Annotated in this window: 18 protein-coding genes and 1 pseudogene; 12 read left to right on the top strand and 7 right to left on the bottom strand. The window is 41.1% G+C overall.

Annotated elements, in window-relative coordinates; genetic code table 11:
- A pseudogene (locus AAGC65_RS16255) lies at window positions 1-688 on the top strand (hypothetical protein); the annotation flags it as partial.
- Window positions 689-770: 82 nt separating this feature from the next.
- Here the strand turns inward: AAGC65_RS16255 and AAGC65_RS16250 are convergent.
- Together AAGC65_RS16250 and AAGC65_RS16245 are read right to left on the bottom strand one after the other, a co-directional pair.
- Window positions 771-2,315 carry a RagB/SusD family nutrient uptake outer membrane protein gene (locus tag AAGC65_RS16250; protein WP_343113516.1) on the bottom strand — a complete coding sequence of 515 codons (1,545 nt, stop codon included), beginning with the start codon at window positions 2,313-2,315 and terminating at the stop codon, window positions 771-773.
- 26 nt (window positions 2,316-2,341) lie between these two features.
- Window positions 2,342-5,446 carry a TonB-dependent receptor gene (locus tag AAGC65_RS16245; RefSeq protein WP_343113515.1) on the bottom strand — a complete coding sequence of 1,035 codons (3,105 nt, stop codon included), beginning with the start codon at window positions 5,444-5,446 and terminating at the stop codon, window positions 2,342-2,344.
- Between the two features lie 500 nt (window positions 5,447-5,946).
- Between AAGC65_RS16245 and AAGC65_RS16240 the strand changes: the two genes are divergently transcribed.
- From AAGC65_RS16240 to AAGC65_RS16230, 3 genes are read left to right on the top strand one after another with little or no spacing between them, the layout of a single operon-like run.
- Entirely contained in the window at window positions 5,947-6,762 is an 816-nt protein-coding gene (locus AAGC65_RS16240) for a phytanoyl-CoA dioxygenase family protein (protein WP_343113514.1), read from the top strand.
- A gap of 49 nt (window positions 6,763-6,811) precedes the next feature.
- Entirely contained in the window at window positions 6,812-9,331 is a 2,520-nt protein-coding gene (locus AAGC65_RS16235) for a hypothetical protein (RefSeq protein ID WP_343113513.1), read from the top strand.
- Window positions 9,321-10,139 carry a hypothetical protein gene (locus tag AAGC65_RS16230; RefSeq protein ID WP_343113512.1) on the top strand — a complete coding sequence of 273 codons (819 nt, stop codon included), beginning with the start codon at window positions 9,321-9,323 and terminating at the stop codon, window positions 10,137-10,139. Before AAGC65_RS16235 ends, AAGC65_RS16230 begins: the two co-directional genes overlap by 11 nt.
- Here the strand turns inward: AAGC65_RS16230 and AAGC65_RS16225 are convergent.
- Both AAGC65_RS16225 and AAGC65_RS16220 read right to left on the bottom strand, forming a co-directional pair.
- Entirely contained in the window at window positions 10,131-11,063 is a 933-nt protein-coding gene (locus AAGC65_RS16225; protein WP_343113511.1) for an AraC family transcriptional regulator, read from the bottom strand. The two genes, AAGC65_RS16230 and AAGC65_RS16225, sit on opposite strands and share 9 nt — an antisense overlap.
- 230 nt (window positions 11,064-11,293) lie before the next feature.
- On the bottom strand, window positions 11,294-12,349 hold the full coding sequence (locus tag AAGC65_RS16220) for an alpha/beta hydrolase (RefSeq protein WP_343113510.1): 1,056 nt from the start codon (window positions 12,347-12,349) through the stop codon (window positions 11,294-11,296).
- A 422-nt stretch (window positions 12,350-12,771) separates the two neighbouring features.
- Here AAGC65_RS16220 and AAGC65_RS16215 point away from each other — a divergent pair, with 422 nt between their 5' ends.
- Genes AAGC65_RS16215 through AAGC65_RS16195 form a run of 5 tightly spaced genes read left to right on the top strand, consistent with a single transcriptional unit; the run spans window position 12,772 to window position 16,757 of the window.
- Window positions 12,772-13,332, top strand: a complete 561-nt coding sequence (locus tag AAGC65_RS16215; RefSeq protein WP_343113509.1) for a hypothetical protein — start codon at window positions 12,772-12,774, stop codon at window positions 13,330-13,332.
- A 28-nt stretch (window positions 13,333-13,360) separates the two neighbouring features.
- Window positions 13,361-14,734: an aspartate kinase gene (locus AAGC65_RS16210; RefSeq protein WP_343113508.1), complete on the top strand. Its 1,374-nt coding sequence runs from the start codon at window positions 13,361-13,363 to the stop codon at window positions 14,732-14,734.
- A 47-nt stretch (window positions 14,735-14,781) separates the two neighbouring features.
- Window positions 14,782-15,384, top strand: a complete 603-nt coding sequence (locus AAGC65_RS16205) for a sigma-70 family RNA polymerase sigma factor (protein ID WP_343113507.1) — start codon at window positions 14,782-14,784, stop codon at window positions 15,382-15,384.
- Between the two features lie 58 nt (window positions 15,385-15,442).
- Window positions 15,443-16,213: an SDR family oxidoreductase gene (locus AAGC65_RS16200; protein WP_343113506.1), complete on the top strand. Its 771-nt coding sequence runs from the start codon at window positions 15,443-15,445 to the stop codon at window positions 16,211-16,213.
- 10 nt (window positions 16,214-16,223) lie between these two features.
- On the top strand, window positions 16,224-16,757 hold the full coding sequence (locus AAGC65_RS16195; RefSeq protein WP_343113505.1) for an OsmC family protein: 534 nt from the start codon (window positions 16,224-16,226) through the stop codon (window positions 16,755-16,757).
- A 122-nt stretch (window positions 16,758-16,879) separates the two neighbouring features.
- Here the strand turns inward: AAGC65_RS16195 and AAGC65_RS16190 are convergent, their stop codons facing one another.
- The 3 genes from AAGC65_RS16190 to AAGC65_RS16180 all read right to left on the bottom strand — a co-directional run bounded on the left by AAGC65_RS16190 (window position 16,880) and on the right by AAGC65_RS16180 (window position 19,570).
- On the bottom strand, window positions 16,880-17,893 hold the full coding sequence (locus tag AAGC65_RS16190; protein ID WP_343113504.1) for a phosphotransferase: 1,014 nt from the start codon (window positions 17,891-17,893) through the stop codon (window positions 16,880-16,882).
- 14 nt (window positions 17,894-17,907) lie between these two features.
- On the bottom strand, window positions 17,908-18,306 hold the full coding sequence (locus AAGC65_RS16185; RefSeq protein WP_343113503.1) for a MarR family transcriptional regulator: 399 nt from the start codon (window positions 18,304-18,306) through the stop codon (window positions 17,908-17,910).
- Window positions 18,307-18,697: 391 nt separating this feature from the next.
- Complete coding sequence (locus AAGC65_RS16180) at window positions 18,698-19,570, bottom strand: FkbM family methyltransferase (RefSeq protein WP_343113502.1); 873 nt, start codon at window positions 19,568-19,570, stop codon at window positions 18,698-18,700.
- Between the two features lie 1,009 nt (window positions 19,571-20,579).
- On the opposite strand from AAGC65_RS16180, the gene AAGC65_RS16175 reads away from it, so the two are divergent.
- The 3 genes from AAGC65_RS16175 to AAGC65_RS16165 all read left to right on the top strand — a co-directional run.
- Entirely contained in the window at window positions 20,580-21,443 is an 864-nt protein-coding gene (locus AAGC65_RS16175) for an ABC transporter permease (RefSeq protein ID WP_343113501.1), read from the top strand.
- A 22-nt stretch (window positions 21,444-21,465) separates the two neighbouring features.
- Window positions 21,466-21,897, top strand: coding sequence for a hypothetical protein (locus tag AAGC65_RS16170; protein ID WP_343113500.1), 432 nt, complete (start codon window positions 21,466-21,468; stop codon window positions 21,895-21,897).
- Window positions 21,898-22,005: 108 nt separating this feature from the next.
- Window positions 22,006-23,069 (top strand): glycosyltransferase family 4 protein (locus AAGC65_RS16165; RefSeq protein WP_343113499.1); only part of this gene is annotated, 1,064 nt, incomplete at its 3' end.

The following is a 23,069-nucleotide window of genomic DNA, read 5'->3' as shown; positions in this document are numbered from 1 at the left end:
GTCTGAAGGTAAAAAGATCAGTGATAACTCCTGCGGTGGGCAACCTTCTTTTGTGTCAACCTTTAAACTAAACTCAGAAACCATTTTTCTTTTCGGTAGCGACCTTTGGAACAATGCTGCTAAAAACGAAGCCTTAGCCAATTTTTACTGGGCTCCGCTTACTTTCGCGGCTGACGGATCAATCAACCCTTTAGTTTGTGGTGAAACCGCTGCTTTTCCAAAGGCAGCTGGTAATACAATAACTAATGAAGATTTCACTACGGTATGTGATATTAACAAAACCAAGCAGCGTGGCCAATTATTTACCGCCAACAAAAGCGGCATGTTGCACCAGCTTGATTTTACTACCTTCAAAAGCGGTTATCCTGATGCCGACCTTATAATTGAGTTGTACAACACCGACGATCAATTAAACCCTACGGGCCCCGCGCTTGCATCTGCAAAGCTGCAACAGGATAAATTATCATGGTCGCCTAAAAATTATGCGATTAAGTTTAACGCATCAGTTATTAAAGGCAAAAGCTATACAGTGGTTATTAAGTCGGCAAATACAAGCGGTAATTATGGTTTTGAATATAATGAGCCGGCTATTGCCGATGGTAATGCTTCTTTGATTAGCAATGATGGAAACGGCCAGTTTGTCCAGGAAAAAGGAAAGGCTATCAAACTGAAAGTTTATATTAAATAATTACCTAAACACTCCATAAAAAAGCAGGTAAACGATGAGTTTACCTGCTTTTCTGTTTTACATAGGTTGATGGTAAAAGAATTTAATATCCCGGATTCTGTGTAAGCTTATTATTTATTTGCAACTCACGGAAAGGTATAGCATAAATTAACCGGTTTGGTGTAACGTTAAAGGTTGATGGGAGTAAAAACCCGTAAAGAGCCTTTAATCTTACACCTTTAGCATTCAGCACATCAATGGCCATGTTGTTACGAACAAGATCCGTCCAGCGGTGATTCTCAAACGCCAGCTCATGGCGCATCTCGTCAGATACGTTTTGTTTGGTGGCCTGTGCCAGATCGGGCAAGCCCGCTCTTTTCCGCACCTGGTTCAGATAGGTTAATGCCTCACCGCTTTTACCTTCATCAACCAAACACTCCGCCAATAGCAATAAAGCTCCCGAATAGCGGAATACCGGCCAGTTATCATTGGTATTATACTCTACCTGGTATGGCGGATGCAGATACTTTTTAATAAAGTAATAATAACCTAAACCCGGTGTAGGTTTATAATTAACCGGGCTTTTAACCGCGGTAGTGGTCAGTACCTCGCTGGCTACGGTACCCTCGGCTACAGCAATGGAAGCAGGTAACCGCAAATCGCCCGGCTCGTAGGAGTCAACCATTTCCTGGGTTGGCACATTCCAGCCGCCGCTGCTCAGGCTACCCCGGGCATTAGTGCCGTGCAAGCCCAATATAAATTCGGTATTGGTAGTTTTGGGGATAAATCGCCATATAAAATCACTTTGCTGGTTATCGTTACCTATTTTATACTGTACCTCAAATATCGATTCCTGATTGTTTTTATTATTGGGGTCAAACACGCTGGCATAATCAGGCAAAAGCGAATAACTCATTTTGGTGACATCTAACAGCGCGGCCTCGGCTTTGTCATATTCTTTGGTAGGTTTCGACATATACGCGTAGGCCAACAGCACTTTCGCGGCACCTTGTGTAGCCCTGCCTGTTTGCGGAAATGTTTTGGCAACCGGCAAAAGCGGGATAGCCGCAGTAAGGTCTTTTACCACCTGTGCATACACATCATCAGCCGAGTTTCTGGGTAAAAATGCTCCGCTTATATCGGTAACTTCTTCCAATTGCAGCGGTACGCCACCATAATGCTGAACCAGGTCGTAATAATAAAATGCCCTTAAAAATAAGGCTTCGCCCGATATCTGGTCTTTATCAGCCTGGGCAAGGCTTGATTTAGCCAATCGTGTTAATACGGTATTTACCGTAGCAATGCCAGAATAATCATTTCCATACCGGTTACCTGGTGAGTTGGGCTCCTGGCTTGATATGTTATTATCTATAAACTCGGCATATGCTTCGGCACTTGTCGAGGTGCCCCTATCGGCAGAGTAAAGGGTAAAAAAGGTATTGTCCGATCGCATTTCGTCCATGTAAATACCCATAAAGGCAATGCCCCGAAGGTTGGTATATGCCCCCGTCAAAACCTGGTTATATTCCGCGGCATTTTTAAAAAACGTAGCGGAGCTTTGGTTGGTTTGCGGCACCAGATCAAGCGTATCCCTCTTGCAGGACGCCAGGCTCAGAGCCGCTAATAATATATATGATAACTTTTTCATTTTATGTTTACTTGATAGATACAACATTAAAAACCCACGTTTACACCAACTGATAATACTCTCGGAATTGGGTAACCTGTAAAATCGCGACCCTGGTTTAAGCCATTCAAACCGGCAAGGCCTGCCTCTGGATTAAGTCCCGGATATTTAGAGAAGATGAACGCGTTTTGCGCACTTAAATAAGCCCGGAAACTTTTAAAATACTGCGTTTTTTTAACAGGTATGGTATAACCCAGCGTAATGTTTTTTATAGCGATATAAGTTGCCTTAAATACCTGCCTGCTGGTAAAGTTCCTGAAATCGGCAGTGGTGCCGCTTCTGGTTCTTGGATATATACCATCTCCCGGATCTTCTTCAGACCTCCAGCGATTGGCCACGCCTTTGCGCACGTTGAACACGCCATCCAGGTTTTCTGTTGATTGGAATGCGTCATCAGCAATATCATTACCTACAGAACCAGCTGCCACAATACTTAAATCAAAGTTTTTGTAGGAGAAGCTATTCGTAATACCATAAACAAAGGTTGGGTTAGGGTTGCCAATGTAAGTACGGTCATAGCTATCAATCTTGCCATCCGGAACACCGTTTGGCCCGCTTACGTCTTTAAAGCGCGCAGTACCAACCATTGCTGTAGCATCATGCGGTTGAGTATCAAACTGCTGCTGGGTCATGTACACACCGGTATTGATGTAGCCGTAAAACAAACCTATCGGATGGCCAACAGCTGTTCTGTTATCGTCCCAATACTCGTTGTAACCACCAATTGGCGCATCGTTGGTACCCAGTTTTTTAACCAAATTCCGGTCAAATGAGATGTTGAAATTGGTATTCCATTTAAAATCGCCTACCAGGTTTTTGGTACCTATGGTAAACTCATGACCCCAGAAATCAAATCGGCCTACATTGGATGTTATGGTTGAGAAACCTGATTGAACCGGTATATCTATCCCGTACAATAAACCATCTGTTTTTTTCCAGTAGTAATCATAAGTAAAAGATACCCTGTTATTAAACATTTCCAGATCTAAACCCACATCATAACTGGTAGTGGTCTCCCAGGTTAGGCTGTTGTTACCAATGCCGCTCAATGTTTTGCCCGGTGTAACCTGATCGCCAAATACATAGTTGTTGGTATTTACCGAAGCCAGGTAGGTATAAAAACCAATATTGTTGTTACCCACCTTACCATAGCTGCCTCTTAATTTCAGGAAGCTGATCGGTTTAACATTTTTCAGGAATGATTCCTCAGATGCCACCCAGCCTACCGATACCGATGGAAAATTTCCGTATTTATTATTATCGCCAAATTTTGACGATCCATCCCGCCTGAAAGCAAACGATACCAGGTACTTGCTATCGTAATTATAATTGAAACGGCCTATGTAGGATAGCAATGACCACTGGCCAAAATTAGCCGGCTGGCTAAGGTCGATATTCCCTATACGGGTTGTGGCGGCATTTATCCATTGAATATTATCGTCCGGAAACTGGCTGCCGTCTATGTAACTGTTTTCGCCACTGTATTTTTGAACGGTATAACCGGCAAGCACATCAAAATTATGTTTGCCCCATAATGTTTTTTGATAATTCAGCGTGTTTTCACTCAGCCAGGTAGTAAAGCTGCTGTTGCTGTACCTGCCTGTAGCTGGTTGCGGCGGCGCACTGCCTAAACCACCCTGCGCGGTGGATGGCGTAAATTGCCTGTTGGTAGTATTATTGGTATTTACGTTGATAGTAGTTTTGAATTTTAACCCATCAACTATCTTCAACTCGGCAAAGCCATTCGCGATAACCCTTGCGGCTTTGGTCTTGTTAACTATCTGGGTTAATACCAGGTAATAGTTCGGGTTGGGGAACATACCCGGCTGTGAAAATGACAAGGGATAAGTACCATCCGGATTTTTATAGTTCACAGTTGGATCCATCAAAAAGGCATTCTCAATAATGTTACGACCATTATCCAGGCCGGGAACCACCTGGTTATTGCCGTAAGATACCTCTAAATTCGCACCCAAAGTTAGCCTGTCAGACGCGGTATACGTATTGTTGATCCTGGCGTTAAAGCGCTCATCATAGGAGTTAAGCATCACCCCGTCCTGCTTGTTATAGTTCAGGTTAACTACAGATTTCAGGTCTTTGGTGCCCGAGCTGAACGCCAGATTATAGTTTTGGGTAAGCGCGTTGCGCAATAAAATATCAAACCAGTTAGTGCCTTTAGTGCCTGCATACTGGCTTGGGTTTTGGTATATGGCAGGTACACCTCCGGTATAACCTTCATATTTGGCAGCATCTTCATAATATTCCTTCTTGTACGTTGCAAATTCCTCCGGATTCATCAAATCGGGCTTGCCCCTGTCAGGCACTGACTGAACGCCTGTATAGGCGCTGAAGTCAAGACTCTTCACGCCATTCTTAGCCTGCTTGGTAGTTACCAGTACAACGCCATTCGCCGCACGTGATCCGTACAGGGATGAAGCGGAAGCATCTTTTAAAACCGAAATAGATTCTATCTCATCCGGGCTTAAGGTTTGCAAGCCGCTTTCTGAAGGAAAGCCATCAATTACAATAAGTGGATTATTCCCGGCGTTTATTGATGCCGCGCCCCGTATCCTGAAAGTCATTTCAGCACCGGGAGTTCCTGAATTTTGATTGATCTGTACACCGGCCAGTTTACCCTGCAGTTTCTGCCCGATATTAGGCACCGGCATATCCTTTACCTCGGTGGTATTAAGCGAGCTGATGGCTCCGGTTATTTCCCGCTTTTTCTGCGTTCCGTAACTTACCACCACTACTTCCTTCAGGTTTTGTGATAAAGAGCTCAACCGCACATCCATAGGCGTGGCATTTTGAACAGTTACCTGGTGTTCTTTATAACCAATATACCGGAATATCAATATTCCACCTGCCGGGGCACTGATCCTGAATTTACCCGTTGCATCTGTTTGAGTGCCTGTTGTGGTGCCCTTCAGCGAGACAGATACGCCAATGATAGGCTCGGAACTTACCGAGTCTTTAACAGTGCCGGTAACCGCTACCTGGGCCTGCGACCGTAATGGAATGTACATCAGCAGCCCGAATATGAGCAGGGCAACGTACTTCCACGGTTTAAAAAGTAAAAGTTTTTTGTTCATGAGATTTAATTGATTAATTAATGTTTGGTGAAAATTTGACATAGCGAAGCCAGGCCATGCTGTTGTGGCAATTTTTAAAGGATTCAAAAACTTCCGGAAATTTTAAGGGCTACCTCGGCTTATAAGGAGGAGGGTTGCTTAAACCGAAAAAATAATGTGCTGTAGTAGTAATACATTGTTTCATAATCAGATTTATTAATAATTGATTTTAACTATAAGGCCCGCGAGATTGCCCGGCCAGGTTAAACGGTATATAATTGTAAATCAAAATTATCTGATAGTTTAAATTTTTAAATACATTATTTGGACATTAATTTGTACTTTTTGATAATTATGTATCAGCCTGTTGTCCATAGTATCTTAAATTATATCAGGCTTTTAGCGAAGACCATATCTTAAAATCGATATATCAAAAAGTACAAAAAAAAAGCCATCAAGTAATAACAGCCCAAATTGCATTCCCTATACTTTTGAGATTGTAAACCAATTTCAAAACCTAAATGAAAAATGAATTATCGCCGCAGGATATTGCGCAATACCGCCGTGATGGCTTTTTAGTTATAGAAGATTTCCTATCGCCCGATGAACTTAATTTTTGGCGCACAGCCCTTGATGAAGCGGTTGCAAAGCGCGCCGGAAACAAAATGCCCGACCGTAAAGAGGTGTACGGCAAAGGCGATGATGCCGACAAAGCCTACTATGATAATGTTTTTGACCAGCTGATTAATCTGTGGTGTGATAATGAAAAAATAAAACAATTAATGCTTGATGAACGGCTAGGTAAAATGGCAGCTGAATTAGCAGATGTGGATGGAATACGCATATGGCATGATCAGGCATTGATCAAAAAGCCCTGGGCCAACCCTACCTCCTGGCACCTGGATACCCCCTACTGGTCGTTCAGTGACCGGAGGGCATTATCTATCTGGGTAGCGCTTGATGATGCCACCTATGAAAATGGTTGTCTTTTTTTTATTCCCGGATCATATCAAAAAACTACTTTTGAAAACCCGGGCATAGGTAAAAACATGGGGGCTATTTTTACTACTTATCCGGAATTTAAAACAAGTAAGGCAATTGCCGCGCCTATGAAAGCGGGAAGCTGTTCGTTTCATAATGGGCTCACCATACATGGAGCTCACGCCAACATGACTCCCGGCTACCGCCGCGCCATGACCTGCGCTTATATGCCCGATGGCAGCACCTTTAACGGTATACAAAACATTTTAAATGATGATGTATTTGCCGGTCTGAAAATAGGCGATGTGTTGAATGACAACAATCAAAACCCCTTAATTTACCACAAGGCACAATAAATATTTTAACTTTATCGGTACACCTTTTCATCCAATTAAAAACCAACCTATGTTTACCAAAAAAGTATATACGCTGTTATATTTTTTAGCAATGCTGTCGCCGCTAACCACAACAGCCGGATCAATCCTTAAAACAATTAAAGATGAGCCCAAAACAGTAACTATCAGCACACCCAAACTTAGCATGGTGCTTGATTACGCTAACAAAGCCAGCATTACATCATTGGTGGTAAACGGCCAAAAAGTTATTGGCAGTGCCGATGGTATCTATACTTCGGTAAAGGTAGGTGGTGTAACTTATTCATCGTTGAATTTAAAAGGTAGCCCGGTATTCACCAAAACAGCGAGTACTTTTAAGCTCAGCGGAGTAAGTTATGGTGATAATGGATTAACTATAAACGAGACCTGGACTTTTGTTAAAAAGGGCCAGACAGTAAAATGGCACATCGACAGGAATTTTTCAAAAGCGGTAAAGGCAGATGAGGCTGCAATGCCTGTTTTTAATTTTGATGACATTAACACCTGGAACGGGGCTTATCAGGGCTACGGCGGATTGGCCTGGTTTTACCTGTTCAATGAACCGCTGTGTACCTATGGGGTTCATACCCGGTCGTCAAGTTTTTGGAATAGCAAAAACGGTATTGGCTTAAACATAACTGTTGATGCACCGGGTAAAGAGGTAGCCATGAAATATACCCGCACTGCCGAAAATAAACTGGCTTATACCGTAACCGTAGCTAACCAGGAAATGCTACCCAAGGCCGATAGCGGAACCAACCGACGTCGCTTTATCAGAAAGGCGACTGACGTATGGGCTGCCTTTAATATACCTGCAGGCAGTAGCTCGCAAAGTTTAACGTTTAGCTATTTTGATTATAATGATAAATATGGCCGGGGAAACTTAAAAGGCATCAATGGCGAACAGGTGAACGCCGTGCTAAGTACCATTGCCCGCATTGGTGTAATTGATTCGCTACATTTTGGCGGCAACAGCTGGCATACACCTTATGGCCCTATCTGCCTGCACGAACAATATATTACACAGCTTGGCTTAGGCATTAACGACCCTAATTACTTAAAAGGCTATAAAAGTTGCCTTGATTTTTACCGCGACCATGCCATTAAACCCGACGGGCGGGTGTATCCGAGATGGGCTTATACCAACGAAGACGCCATGCCCGGGCAGTTTAACAGTGATGGCTTTTATGAAGCGCAATGGGGAATACTTATGGACTCGAACCCTGACTTTGTTACCAATGTAGCCGAGCTTTATGATATGACAGGTGATAAAGCATGGGTAAAAACCCATCAGTCATCTTGCGAAAAAGCACTGGATTGGATACTGAACCGGGATAGCAACAATAACGGACTGGTGGAGATGATGACCGACAATAAGGCACAAAAAAAGAGCAGCGACTGGATAGACATTATCTGGGCCTCCTACGAAAATGCTTTTGTTAACGCCAACCTTTACCATGCACTGGTTAAATGGGCAGATATTGAACATCAGCTGAATAATCATGATAAGGCAAAATATTACGAAAACTTTGCTGCCAAATTAAAAGCAAGCTTTAATAAGCCAACCTCACAAGGTGGTTTCTGGGATGAGGAAAACCAATGCTATATACACTGGCGTGATAAGGATCAGAGCATTCATGGCCGCAACATGGTTACCCCTGTTAATTTTATGGCCATTGCTTATGACATTTGTGACGATGCCGGCAGGAAAAAGCTGATACTGGATAAGATCGAAACACAAATGCAAAAGGAAAATCTTTTCTTTTGGCCCCTTGCCATGACATCATATGCTCCCGGCGAAGGCAAAGAATGGCAGTGGCCTTTCCCCGGTTATGAAAACGGCGACCTATTTTTATCATGGGGTTCTGTCGGCGTTAAAGCCTATGCGGCTTACAACCCGGCACTGGCACTCAAATATGTTAAAAACGTATTGGAACGTTACAGTAAAGACGGACTTGCTTATCAACGATATGGCCGCCTGAAACAGGATGGATTAGGTGATGATATTTTATCGGGCAACAGCTTATCTATCGTTGGGTTATATCAAGCTATATATGGGATAAATCCACTGTACAACCGTTTTTATCTCGACCCGCATATCACCCCAGAGCTTGCCGGCACCGAGCTTAAATATAACTTCAGGGATCAGCGACTGAACATCAGCCTTAACAATGATAGCTACGCGGTATCAAACCAACGCTTTAAAATCATCAGCAACAAAAACTTTGGCTTTAACGCTACCAAAGATCAGCTTAGCTATTTTAACGGTAGCAACCCGATAGCTTCCTTACAAATTACAACCGACCTGCCTCTGACCATCAATGTAAGCCAGTGGGGTACTGATAAAATGGAATGGCAGCAAACAACTACCCAACTATCGACAAAAACACAGACTTATGTCATTAATCAGCTGAACCCGAATACATCTTATACGTTCGCTGTTAATGGCAAGGTGGTTCAAAAAATAAAGAGTGACGTAAGCGGCAATATTTCGTTCAGCCGTCGTATGACACAGACTTCAGAAAAAATCAACATCTCTCATGGAAATTAAGATACTTAGCCCCCAATGGGGGCATGGGCATCTGGAGCTGAAAACGTTTCTGGATAAGATAAAAACCGCCGGGTATGATGGCGTAGATACCTGGATACCGGATAACTTAGCCGATAAACGAATTTTGTTTGATTACCTGCAGCAACATGAAATGTACATGGTAAGTCATCAGCACCAGGCTGAGGGCAGCACTTTTAAAAAATTCAAAGAATCGTTTATTAAAAACCTTTATGAGTGTGCCGAACCGAAACCGCTGCTTATCAACTCACATACTGGCAGAGATTATTTTTCATTACAGCAAAACCTGGAGTTGGTTGATGCCGCGCAGGAATTTTCAGCAAAAACAGGCATTACCGTAGCACATGAAACACACCGCGGAAGACTGGGTTATTCGCCACAAATGATCAGCACCGTATTTGAACAACGCAGCGATTTCTGCATAACCGCCGATTTTTCCCATTGGGTATGTGTTACGGAGAGTATGCTGGAAAACTTTACCGGTATCCTTGATGAGGCTATCAAAAGAAGCCGATATATCCATGCACGGGTTGGTTTTGAGCAGGGCCCGCAGGTAGCCGACCCAAGAGCCTCTCAATGGAGATACGCGTTTGACAAGTTTCTGCATTGGTGGGATAAAATCATAGCCGTTAATAAGCAATTGAACTTCAAGATTTTTCCTATTACAACGGAGTTTGGCCCTGTTCCTTATATGCCTGTTATCCCATTTTCGGGCGAGCCGGTGGCCGATCAGTTTACGGTGAATTGTTTTATGAAAGATCTGTTGAAAAGCCGTTACGCTTCAGTCTGACTGGTTTTGATTTTTGCGGAATACGTTTGGTGAAACACCGTTCTTCTTTTTAAACAGCTTTGAAAAATAAAAAACCGACTCAAACCCGGTTTGATATGCTATTTCATTGATATTTAAAACGGTAGATGTAAGCAGATCTTTAGCGCGGGAAAGCCGCAGATTTAGATGATATTGATTAGGAGATTCGCCGGTGATCTGTTTAAAAGCTTTGCGGAAGGAGGAATACCCCATAGGCAGTTCCGCAGCTAACCTTTCCATATCCAGGGCATCCTCAAAAGATTCCTGGATAATAAATTTGGCTTTGGATATGAGTTTCCCTACAGGATCATTACTATATTCCTGCTGATGATGGGCTATAGTATTGATAAGCCCCAAAATTTGCATGGTAATGCCAGCAATATGCTGAGGATAACCGGTTAACGAAGTCTGTACCGTTTCAATTAAATTACGGAACATAATCAGAATATCTTTATTCAGACCTAAAGAAACAAAGGGGCTTTGTCTGTCAAAAAAGCCATTGGTCATTAATTGCTCAATATAATAACCATTAAACCCAACCCAGTACTCTTCCCAACCCGATTTTGGGTCGGGCTTGTAGCGGTGCCATACACCAGGATATAAAAAAAAGCTGGTACCAGCTGTCACTTCAGTTGGCTCCGTTAATGCCGATCCGTATACGCCCTTCCCCTTCGAAATAAAAACAATATAATAATCATTTAATATACGGCCCCTGTTCCAGGTTAAATGATGGCTTTGCGGATGTACCTGATTAGGGTAATTATCATGAGGTTCAATTTTTGAATACCCCACGGCGGTAACGTACATGCCCCAACGCTCCTCAACAGGTGTAATATTTAAATATTTAAAGTAATTATGCAGCATCCGTAATTGGTTGGGATCCTGCTTTGAACAAGCGTTATCCACTTATTTAATGGATTAATATAGCTAAATAAAAGCAAATACGGATAGCTTTTTACACTCGAATATTATTAGCTTATGTATGAGGCATAAGTTTTTCTACTGCTACGTGAATTGCTGCATTCTTTACCAAACTCAAAACATAGTTAAAACCTATAACATAAACAATATGTATAAGATATTTTTATATGAAGAAAAAAGAAGGGCCAAGCTTACAGCTTAGCCCTTGAATTAAATTACTTTTTTAAGTAAAACTTTAACTCAGCAGATGCCTGCCTGAAGAGTTCTATTGTTTGCGGTATGGTGGCCAATCCATTTAATAATCCGAAATCATGAATAACACCGTTATATCTCACTGTTGTTGCCTGAACACCGGCTTCCAGTAATTTACGTCCGTAAGCTTCGCCCTCATCCCTTAAAACATCGTTTTCAGCAACTTGAATTAATGTAGGAGGCAAGCCTCTAAGCTGATCTACACTCGCTTGTAAAGGTGAGGCTAAAATATTTTTCCTTTTTTCTGGTTCAGGGATATACATGTCATACATCCATTTCATTAATGGTGTACTTAAAAATCTGTCTTGCCCGTAAAGTTTATAAGATTCTGTTTCAAAATCAGCATCCACAATAGGCCACATCATTATGGCTACTTTAATTTCAGGTCCTTTTTTCTCTTTGGCCATTAAAGACATCACCGCCGTCATGTTGCCACCAACACTGTTTCCAACAACTGCCAATCTTTTGCTGTCAACATTAAGTTCGGCCCCATGACCGGCAATCCATTTCAATGCAGCATAAAGCTCATTTATAGCTTGAGGGAAAGCAGCATCCGGAGTACGTGTATAATTTACAAATACGCCTACCGCGCCAGATCCTACTACTAAGTCTCTAACCATACGCTTATGTGTTGGATAGTCACCCAAAATCCAGCCACCGCCATGAATAAACATAAATACCGGCAAAACCCCGGTAGCTCCTACAGGGCGCACAATGTTAAGTTTAATGGTATAACCATCTGCTTGAATGGTTTTTTCAGACTCTGTTATGCCGGAGTAATCTACCTTAACACTTGCCTGCGCGTTCACTAATACCTGCCTTGCATCTAACGGTTTCAGCGTTTCAAGACCCGGGCCACCGGTATTTAATCCTTTTAAAAAGTTTTTAACTTCCGGGCTTAAGTGCTCATCTGTTGCCCAGTTTACGCTTTGCGCATTTGCGGTAAATACGCTGGCAATAGTCATTAACACAGCTATAAAAGCTGTAATTGCCTTTGAGTTTGATCTTTGTTTTTTCATAGTCTGAATTTTCTTTCTGAACACCCTTAAAACAACAAACAGACCTAAAACAAAAACATTAATATTCAGATAATTACAAAAATTCAACGTTAAAAACAGTTACTATATATCGTCAATTAACGAAAGATTTTAAAATACTTGTTACTAATAATTTCTATATCCTAAATAGAATATGTTTTTCAAATACCGATAGATTAAACTTACAGATGTATTGGAATTATTGTACCTATTAAGTATGGGTAACTGTTGTGAAGCTGTTGTAATATCATTTTGAGAGTATCTCTCTTTCAATTTGAGATGAAATAAATTTCACACTTTATTTTAATAATAAAATAAATCATTAATAACCAACTACTTAATACAAAAGTGCAAATCTGGCATTCAATTAGTTTATTCCTGCTACAAAGGATTATGTTATCTATATGAAAATATATCGGTTTCAACAGCAGGTTAGCAGTGCTTTAAACCATCCCTCAGGCCTAATGATAGGCTTAAGACATGGAAAAATATTAATTAATTCTTTATTGGGCTGGTGCAGCGCCGGGCTCATCTCTTCCTATATGCTCACGGTTGCCGCAGGTATACATATTTATAATCAGTTACTAAGCTTATCCGGGTGGCTATCCTACTTAATAATCATTCTTTTTGTTTTACTTTTTACCCTATTACTTTTTATTCAATACCGGTATTCTGAAAAAAGAACCGAAAATTCCCCGGTGGATACACCTCATTCCAACCTAAACTCATTTCAGCTTACCGGCTGTTACAAAACCAATCAAAAATTAATTATTATATATCTGATAACCATTTTGGGAGCCTGGCTATCCATGATCATTATCCCTGTAGCAGATCAATATATGGAAACGGGTATTCTTATGATGTCTGCCCTGATCCTTTATTTTTTTGGATTATTCATGATCCGAAGCCTGTTAAAAATCAAATGCGCTATCAGGCAACAGATTAACCAGATCAGGCCGCTTTAAACTGCCTGATAACACTATCACACAAACCATGCTTACTGTAGAAAAAATTGGCGGCACATCTATGAGTGCCCTCCAGGATGTTATTAACAATATTATTTTTTATCAAACCCCTCAAAAAGATATTTACAACCGCGTTTTTGTAGTCTCCGCCTTCGCGGGAGTTACGGATATGCTATTGGAGAATAAAAAAACGGGCAGTCCGGGTGTGTACCATCGCCTGGCCAAACACCAGGATTTCAACAAGTCGCTAAAATCCGTTATTACCAAATTGAAAGCCATCAACAGGGATTATGCCAATTTAGGTCTTGATCTGGTTGCGGCCGATCAATTTATTGAGGAGCATATTAAAAAGGCCAGGAAATTCCTGTCGAACCTGGCCAATATTCTGGCTTCAGGATATGTCAGAAAGGAAAATATCCTGCAGGCCGCCCGCGAAATTCTGGCCTCCATCGGCGAAAGCCATTCGGCATTTATTTTAACCAACATACTGCTTAACAAAGGTATACGTACCCGGTTGATTGACCTGAGCGGCTTTGATGACCACCGCTCCTTCACTATTGATCAGCGTATACGCCAGGCCTTTAAGGGGATAGATCTGAAAGATAACATCTGCATTGTTACCGGCTATGCCAAAGGCACCGAAGGCATCATGCGCGAATTTGACCGGGGATATTCCGAAGTAACTTTCAGTAAAATAGCCACCCTGTTAAAACCCAAAGAGGCTATTATACATAAAGAGTATCACCTTTCTACAGCCGACCCTGCTATTGTGGGTATAGAAAACTGCCAGCCGGTTGGTTTTACCAATTACGATATTACCGATCAGCTGGCCGATGTGGGCATGGAAGCCATCCATCCAAAAGCCTCAAAGCCATTGGAGATCAATGGCATTAACTTGCGCATTAAAAACACGTTTCAACCATCGCACCCCGGTACACTCATTACCCGCGAATTTATCTGCGAGCAAAAACGGGTTGAAGTAATTACCGGTACTGATAAATTACTGATGATTGATATTTACGACCCATTGATGGTAGGCGCGGTAGGGAGCGACCTGAAAATTATGCAGATATTTTGCCAGCACCACATTAGCTATACTTTTAAAACAACCAGCGCCAACAGCATTTCTGTAGTAATATGGGAGCGTGATTTTAGTCGTAAGCTGATCAGTGATCTGGAAAACGACTTTGAAAAAATTACCGTTGATAAAGTGGCGCTGGTATGTCTGCTGGGCACCAACATGGATCAGCCGGGCTTACTGGCCAAAAGCGCCCTTTTATTAACCAATGGCGGCATCAATATTAAAAGCGCAGGCTTTACCATCAGAAAGGTTAATATTCAGTTTATAGTGGCGCGTGAGGATTTTAAAAAAGCTATTGTGGCCTTAAATAGTAAAATGTAGCTATAGCATTTCAAATTAAAAGTAACTTTAATATTGTTTCTTTAACTTTGAAATTTGACAGTTCAAGAGAGATGGAAGATTGCAATATATTTGAGGTTTGGGAGAATTATAAGGCTGCCTTATACTTGTTTATTCTGAAAAGGGTCAAAGATCAGGATATGTCGAAAGATATTTTGCAGGAAGTTCTTTTAAAGAGTTACCAATATTGTTCAAAAGGAAAAACAGTGGTTTACCTGAAGTCGTGGTTGTTTAAAATTGCTATTAATACCATTGTTGATCATCTTAAAAAAGAAAACCGTCATGAAGAACTCAATGGCGAGCTGATAGAGGAAGAGCGATCAGAAAGCTTAGCAGGCGAAGCCTCCCTTTACATTAAAACACTGCTAAAACTATTGCCAGACGATTATGCCAAGCCGTTGGAAATGTATGATCTGGAAAACATCAGTCAAAAGGAAATAGCTGTTAAACTTAATTTAAGTTTAACCAATACAAAAACACGAATACAAAGGGCAAGAACCAAGTTAAAGGAGCTCTTTCTGCAATGCTGCGACGTATCCTTTAGCGAAAATGGTGAGATGGTTAGTTTTGATATTAAACCGCATTGTAAGGAATTACAGGCTGAAAAAGCAAGGCTCGAAAAAATATTTTAAAAAATTTGCGTCTTTTTTCGCATTCCCAGTCTTAGGAGAAATTTAAAATTTCTCCATTATGGAACATCAATTTCAAAACAAAACAGCCCTTATTATTGGCGGCAGCAGCGGTATGGGTAAAGCCACTGCTAAACAACTATTACAACAAGGTGCAGAGTGGGTCGCAATTATAGCCAGCAACCAATCAAAACTAACAGAGACCCATACTGAGCTATCAGCATTCGGAAATGTGCGTGTATTTAAAGCCGACCTCTTAAACTGGAACGATGTTGAGCAGGCAGTTGAATTTGTAAAAGGCCTGGGCAAAACCGACCTGCTGGTAAATGCAGCAGGTATATTTAACCCTAAAACATTTGTTGAGCATACCATTGGCGATTATGACAGGTATCTTGGCCTGAACAAGGCCACATTTTTTATTACGCAGCAAGTGGTAAAAAATATGATTGCTCATAATTATGGATCTATTGTAAATGTTGGAAGTATGTGGGCAAATCAGGCCGTATTGGCTACTCCTTCCTCAGCCTATTCTATGGCCAAAGCCGGATTACACAGCTTAACCCAGCATTTAGCAATGGAGCTGGGCGCCAGTGGCATTCGCGTAAATGCTGTGGCACCAGCCGTAGTTGTCACCCCAATTTATGGAGCTTTTATTGACAAGGACAAAATTGAACAAACATTGCAGGGCTTTAACGGCTTTCACCCTATTGGGCGCGTTGGTCAGCCGGACGATGTTGCCAAAACTATTTGTTTCCTGCTTTCTGATGATGCATCATGGGTAACCGGAGCTATTTGGGATATTGATGGAGGTGTAATGGCTGGTCGTAATTAATCTTAAAGCTATGTTGAACGGAATAAATTTAGAAGGCCTGAATGCTTATAGCCAGCTTATTACAGAAAAGCCGGATGAAGCTATATCCACCTATGGTGTAACGGCTAAATGGTTAGGTGGAGTAAAAACCATGATCCACACGCATAATCAAAATGTTGGTACAAAAGAAGCTGTTAAGGATTTTAATTTCACCATTGATGAGCCTGAAGAACTGCTTGGTAGTAATTCGTTCCCTACTCCACAGGATTACTTATTGGGCGGGCTTGCAGGTTGCATGATGCTGGGCTTTGTAGTAGGCGCTTCTGCAAAAGGTATCGCGCTGCAAAGTGTAGAACTCAGGATCAATGGTAATTTAAATTTGCGGGGATTTTTAAACATAGATAGCAGCGCTCCGGTTGGTTTTGATCAAATCGAATTTAATTATGCGGTTAAAGGTAGCGGTACACAAGATGATTATGACGAGATAATTAAACATGTGCAGCAATTTTCACCAAATTACCGCACCATTACCGACGCTGTTAAAATACTGGCAACCAAAGTTTAATATTCACGAAAAATAAAAGCAGAAGCCTTGAAAGTGTATGGTTTTTCAAAAAAGAAATTCAGCTTTCAAGGTTTTTTATAAATACATTGAGCTACTTTTGATTTGTGAAAACTTCAACTATTTTACTCATTTTTAAGCTGATCCATAGAAAATGCAAATCGCGACGATTGCAGATCGTTCATTGCTTCAGTTAGCATTCCTTTGCCAAATAACAACTGGCCGTCATAAGAGGCAAGACTCAATTTGCCTGCGCGCAACATTTCTTTTATTCTATTTAAGCTGATATTCTGCATATCAGGGTTATGCCGGGTATCTGTTGGCTTTGTGTTATCAGCCAGTTTAAACATCAGCATGGCGTAAACTATCCGGCATACCTGGCGCATAACAAAGAAACGTGCCCTGTTATAATCATTTATACTATCGCCAAAGTAAGCATTTAGAAAAATACTTTCCTGATCATCGGTAGTTACATAAAAGTTTGCCATTATGGCCAGGTCAACATAACGGTCGTTAATAAAAGCGGCATCCCAGTCAATCACCCATATTTTTTCGCCGTCAAAAACCATATTGTTCGGGTTAAGATCATTATGGCCCGAAACTTTATCAGCATCCTCCCAGGGATAATATTTTCTGATCTCACCGTAATAAGCAAACAGTTTATCAAAAAATGCACCTTCCAACATGCACGAGGCCTTGAATTGAGCAATAAGGCCGTCAACCGTATTTACCAGACTGTTTTCAACAGGGAACGGCGGCAATGCATGTATACGCCTGATGGTTTTGGCAAGTTGGGGCAACAGCATATCCGGCGTAGTGAAAACTGCCTGTATAGGCATATTGTTAATAAAACCTGTTATACTAACCCCATCTTCTTTATTTAAATAATAAACAGGCGGTGCAATTCCCTCATTGGCGGCAATTTCCATACAGGTATATTTTTTTGGTGCTATGCCGGGACTATCTAACTTTAACACATATTGCTGACCGTTTACTACAATTTTGAATACTACTGAGGCAGATAGACCGCCAGCCAGTAAGATTATATCTTCTACCGTAGTTGTGTTAAAGGCATTCTGTATTGCGTTTTCAACTACAGTTAATTTTTCGGCTGGTAAAGTATTGTTAAGGTTTTTCATTTGTAGACTATTTATCAGGTTATATTTCCACCGAGTATGGCAAGTATATCTGTTAACGATTTATTCCCTTTTGATTCTTTTAGAGGGATAATTTCAAGCGCAACTGCATTAGCTGTTTTTTCAGCATCGTTAAATAATTCCCTGCCTGCGGGAGTGAGTACCACAAAGCTTACCCTTGCATCGCGTTCATTGGCTTGGCGTGCAACCAGACCCATTTTTTCCATTGGCAATAGCATCCGGGTAATGCCCGAGGCGGTAAGCCCTATTTTATCAGCAAGGTCTACCCTACGCATTTTACCATCTGCCGATTGTTGCAGTAAATAAAGAATCATAAAATCGCTAAAACCAATGCCGTGAACGTTCAGGCTATCAAACCGCCGGGCAACAACTGCCTGCACCTTGGCTAAGTTCATTAAGGTTTTGAGAGAATTATTTAAGGACTCCATATACTTGATTAATCAATGATTATACAAGTATAATTATTTGGATTAATATACCCAAGAAAGACATTGAGAAGTATCAAGATTTTTATTAGCTAACAATCGGTTGAAACCCAATGGTGCCAGGTCAGCTATTTTTAGCTTATATCAAATATTATGGCGGGGCCTAAGTCTTGAGTTTTTACTGAACACAGTGCTTAGAGCTATTTCAGTACGATGGATATCCATCAAGTTTTATGATGAAAACCTGAGAAGTTCAAATTTATAATTAGATTTATGCCAGAGCATATAGACGACATGGGCACAAAGTACCCCGTTAAGCTTTCAGAAACCCGAATTGGCAGCTGCCGCGGATCAAATAAATTTACAAATAGCTTTTTTTAATTAAAATCTGTCTACCGTTTTTAACTCTTTGCTGAACAAAATCAAGATCCCTAACATACAAGGTATTGTGTTCATTATTAGGGAGGGTTTCTGTTAACCACCGCTCAAATGGAAAATATGCCATGGCTTTAAAACCACTTTCAAGAAGTTTTAAATGTATATCTTTATCATTGTACCCATAACGATTACCCGAACCATTTAGCTCTATAATAATTGCTTTTAGAGATGCGTTCTGCAAGGTATTTACAGCTCCTTTTATAACTTCCGCCTCAAATCCTTCAACATCAATTTTTAAAAGCACCGGTCTTTTCTCGCCCAATATATTATCTAAAGTATCAACATTAACCGATACATAATTTGATGTTTCGGCGTTCACAACATGATTCCCGGTATCAAATTCATTAGTAAATTTCAGCATATTCTTTTCACTACCTAAACCAATATTTAGAGCCGTTACTTTGGGGCTGATATTATTAATTGCTATATTTTGCAATAAATGATTATAAGTTTCAGGAATGGGTTCTATTGAAATTGTACTGGCTCCAATTTCAGCAGATGATAAGATAGTGTAACTTCCAATATTAGCACCTATATCAACAAAGAGATCGTCGGCCCTCAATAAATGTAATAAAAAGGCCATGTCTTCAAATTCATGTAAACCGCAATATACATTTCCCGTAGCACCGGTCAATCCACTCCAAACCAAAAGTTTGCTATTTTGAGTAAATGGATAGACCATTGGAAGTTTATATATCCTTGAAAACAACTGCCATTTAAACACATTAAATAAGCTTGAAACGGCCTTGCCTTTATTAAGAGGATGATTTAAAACGAATTTTAATGTGCCTAACATAATGCAAATTATAAAATTACTGAGGGATTCAAAGACATCTCCCAATAAAGATTTCAAAGCCCCCCCATCAGACGCGTTGTTCCAAACAAATCGTTACCAATTAATAAAATAAAGGTTACTAAAATTACTGATGATCTACTTTGTGGTATGGTGATGATTTTAATTACCGGCGCTTTTGAGCGAAATGATACCATTTGTTTTAGTTACAAAATTGCTTTAAAAGGCTTCTTGTATATATACGAGCAATATTTAGCTTAAAATTTTTTTATGAAAAGACACAAACTGTATGGAACAACACACAGACATTCTCTTACTTTTTTTATCCTATTCACCAACCGGAACCGTTATAGATGACCTCACCGGAGCCAGCGACCATATATAAAATCCGCAGATATTTCGCCACTTTTATTGACTATGTTATCATGATTTCAAATTATTAACCAGTATGATATACCTTACCTGGATAAACTTGGCGTATTCTCCTAAAGTCCTGAACTGCCCCACCATTGATCACCCCATTGAAAATTTTATAAATCTCATACAGACCCAAAGCCTCAATAGCTGTATAGCCTTTATATAAATAACTCATTCCAAGTCTGTAAAAAAAGTATATCTGATCCACGGATCAGGTCAATCCCGCGGTTAATATGAAAACAAATTTACCCGATTTACCGTAAAAGGAATATCAAAACAGTTAACCCTCGGGTTATATTTAGCGCTGTTTGTACATACTGCCGGGATGGGCAAGCTGCAACATGAGCGCGCAGAGCGCAACAGACGGGCTTGTTTAAAATCACCATAAATTATTAAAAAACAATAAGTTACAATCATAAAAGTGTAACTTACGAGGCGAAGCTGCGAGCAAATGCGAGAGCGTTAAATTTGCCTCCGTATAAAAAATCCACAGATCAGCTGGCCAATACAAGAAGAAACCACAGCACAACAATGCTGTCCAGCCTCGTTAAAGATCATGATATCATTCAATGACAGCACTTATCAAATTAAATAAATGAAAGCCTCGCCGGACGCATACTGGGACATCGAAATAACGCCACAAACCGACCTTTTCGATTTAAAGCTCAAAGATCTATGGCATTACCGTGATTTGCTCTGGCTATTGGTCAGACGTGATTTTGTTTCCTTTTATAAGCAGACCGTTTTGGGCCCTGTCTGGTTTTTTTTACAACCTGTCATTACCATATTGTTTTACACCCTGGTATTCGGCAACCTGGCGGCTATACCTGTTGACGGCTTGCCTAAACCTTTATTTTATCTTGCCGGGACAATCATCTGGAACTACTTTGCAGACTGCCTCATCAAAACATCAACTGTGTTTAAGGATAATGCCGGTCTGCTCGGAAAAGTGTATTTCCCCAGGCTCATCATGCCTTTGAGTATCGTATTGTCAAATCTGGTGAAAATGGGTGTTCAATTTTTGTTATTCATAACGCTTTACGTTTACTACCTGCTCAATGGTGCGAGTGTAGTTCCAAACGCTTTTTTATTACTGTTCCCGCTGCTGATACTGATGATAGCTGCCCTTGGCCTGGGCATGGGAATGATTATATCCGCGATCACCACCAAATACCGTGATATCGCATTTATTGTATCCTTCGGCGTGCCTTTACTGATGTACAGCACCACTGTAATATATCCTCTTTCCGTGGCAGAATCCAGATATCCGGCGTATAGCTGGCTGGTCAGGTTCAACCCGATAACCGCGATCATTGAAGCTTTCCGTTATGGTTTTTTAGGTCGCGGGAGTTTTACCTGTACCACCATGATGTATAGCTTTATCATGACCTTCCTGTTCTTAATAACAGGTACTATCATATTTAATAAGGTGGAGAAGACTTTTGTAGACACGGTATAAATGGCCAAAGTAACAATTTGGTGTGGCCGGCCAGGTAGTAGAAATTACTGATAGGATCACTTATTATCATACGCTGGTAACGCTACAGCAGGCAGACGGGCTATTTATACCCGGCTCGGACGCCCCCCGGTATACTGCTTCTAAGATTTATTCTTACCTGCTCACCTCTAAACCGGTACTGGTCATCTTTAACCGGGAAAGCCCGGCCATATCTGTTCTCCGGAAATATGGTGTACAGCAGGTTTATGATTACGATACGGTTACTCAAGAGAATATTTATTCCTTTTTGTTATCTCTGGCCAATGGCCTCCCAGAATCAGCACAATATAATACCCTGGCTGTTAGCAAATATTCGGCCTGGCAAATGACCCGGAATCAGTGTGATCTTTTTGACAGCATTACCGCTGAAAAAAATCAAATAGAACTTGTGCGCACTAATTTAACCACCCGTTAGGTAAAACTGTACCTTTGGCTTGTCAGGCATAAAACTCTCCTGCTCAATTAAACCCATATTATACCCTTTAAAGCGTGAGATTAAACCTGACGAAAGAAACTATTGAACATGCGATTAGCCATCATCACCACGCATCCTATCCAGTATTACGCACCGGTATTCAGGTTACTGGCAAAGCAGATAGACATTCGGGTGTATTACACCTGGGGCGAGAAAGGGCAGAATAAATTTGATCCAGGTTTTGGTACAACCATAACCTGGGATATTCCGCTGCTGGATGGCTATTCTTACGAATGGGTAAAAAACACATCCCCCCATCCGGGTTCTCATCATTTTAAAGGTATTATCAATCCCGGTCTGGTTAATCAGATAACCGAGTGGAAGGCCGATGCGGTACTGGTTTATGGCTGGGCCTATGATAGCCATTTAAAAATTATACGGCATTTTAATAATAAAATACCGGTTTATTTCCGGGGAGACTCCACCTTATTGGATGAAAAAACGGGTGCTAAACAAATGTTCAGGTCTATTTTTTTAAGGTGGGTGTACAGTCATATCAGCCACGCCTTTTATGTTGGCAGTAACAATGAAGCCTATTTTAAAAAATTCGGCTTGAAAAAAGAAGCACTTACTTTTGCACCACATGCTATCGATAATGAACGTTTTGCTATCGATAGGACTGCTGATAGCGTCAGGATCAGAACGAACCTCAATATAGAACCAACAGATAAAATAATATTGTTTGCCGGCAAATTAGAAGAAAAGAAATCTCCGCAATTATTACTGAATGCTTTTTTAAATTTGAATATGCCGGACACGCATTTATTATTTGTAGGTAACGGGGCCTTGGCCACGAGCTTAAAAACAGCTGCAGCCCAAAACAGTAACATTCATTTTCTGACTTTTCAGAATCAGTCGGTCATGCCAGCCATATACCAGGCATCCAACCTTTTTTGCCTGCCCTCCCAGGGACCTGGCGAAACCTGGGGCCTTGCCGTGAATGAAGCCCTTGCCGCGGGCAGGCCTGTACTGGTGTCTGATAAATGCGGCTGCGCCGAAGACCTGGTTAAGCCAGGAATAACCGGTGAAATATTTGAGGCATCTAATCTCGCCGATATTACTGCCAAACTACGACTGCTGATGAAGGATACGGACAAGCTAACAACTCAGGG

Origin of the sequence: Mucilaginibacter sp., from assembly GCF_039207105.1 — a bacterium.
Lineage (GTDB): Bacteria > Bacteroidota > Bacteroidia > Sphingobacteriales > Sphingobacteriaceae > Mucilaginibacter.
Note: the sequence above shows the minus strand (reverse complement) of the source record. Positions and strands in the feature narration are given on the sequence as shown.

Excerpts from the sequence above, each read along its gene's own strand:
- AAGC65_RS16250 (WP_343113516.1), bottom strand. The coding sequence starts at position 2,315 with ATGAAAAAGTTATCATATATATTATTAGCGGCTCTGAGCCTGGCGTCC.
- AAGC65_RS16245 (WP_343113515.1), bottom strand. The coding sequence starts at position 5,446 with ATGAACAAAAAACTTTTACTTTTTAAACCGTGGAAGTACGTTGCCCTG.
- AAGC65_RS16240 (WP_343113514.1), top strand. The coding sequence starts at position 5,947 with ATGAAAAATGAATTATCGCCGCAGGATATTGCGCAATACCGCCGTGAT.
- AAGC65_RS16235 (WP_343113513.1), top strand. The coding sequence starts at position 6,812 with ATGTTTACCAAAAAAGTATATACGCTGTTATATTTTTTAGCAATGCTG.
- AAGC65_RS16230 (WP_343113512.1), top strand. The coding sequence starts at position 9,321 with ATGGAAATTAAGATACTTAGCCCCCAATGGGGGCATGGGCATCTGGAG.
- AAGC65_RS16220 (WP_343113510.1), bottom strand. The coding sequence starts at position 12,349 with ATGAAAAAACAAAGATCAAACTCAAAGGCAATTACAGCTTTTATAGCT.
- AAGC65_RS16215 (WP_343113509.1), top strand. The coding sequence starts at position 12,772 with ATGAAAATATATCGGTTTCAACAGCAGGTTAGCAGTGCTTTAAACCAT.
- AAGC65_RS16210 (WP_343113508.1), top strand. The coding sequence starts at position 13,361 with ATGCTTACTGTAGAAAAAATTGGCGGCACATCTATGAGTGCCCTCCAG.
- AAGC65_RS16200 (WP_343113506.1), top strand. The coding sequence starts at position 15,443 with ATGGAACATCAATTTCAAAACAAAACAGCCCTTATTATTGGCGGCAGC.
- AAGC65_RS16195 (WP_343113505.1), top strand. The coding sequence starts at position 16,224 with ATGTTGAACGGAATAAATTTAGAAGGCCTGAATGCTTATAGCCAGCTT.
- AAGC65_RS16190 (WP_343113504.1), bottom strand. The coding sequence starts at position 17,893 with ATGAAAAACCTTAACAATACTTTACCAGCCGAAAAATTAACTGTAGTT.
- AAGC65_RS16185 (WP_343113503.1), bottom strand. The coding sequence starts at position 18,306 with ATGAACTTAGCCAAGGTGCAGGCAGTTGTTGCCCGGCGGTTTGATAGC.
- AAGC65_RS16180 (WP_343113502.1), bottom strand. The coding sequence starts at position 19,570 with ATGTTAGGCACATTAAAATTCGTTTTAAATCATCCTCTTAATAAAGGC.
- AAGC65_RS16175 (WP_343113501.1), top strand. The coding sequence starts at position 20,580 with ATGAAAGCCTCGCCGGACGCATACTGGGACATCGAAATAACGCCACAA.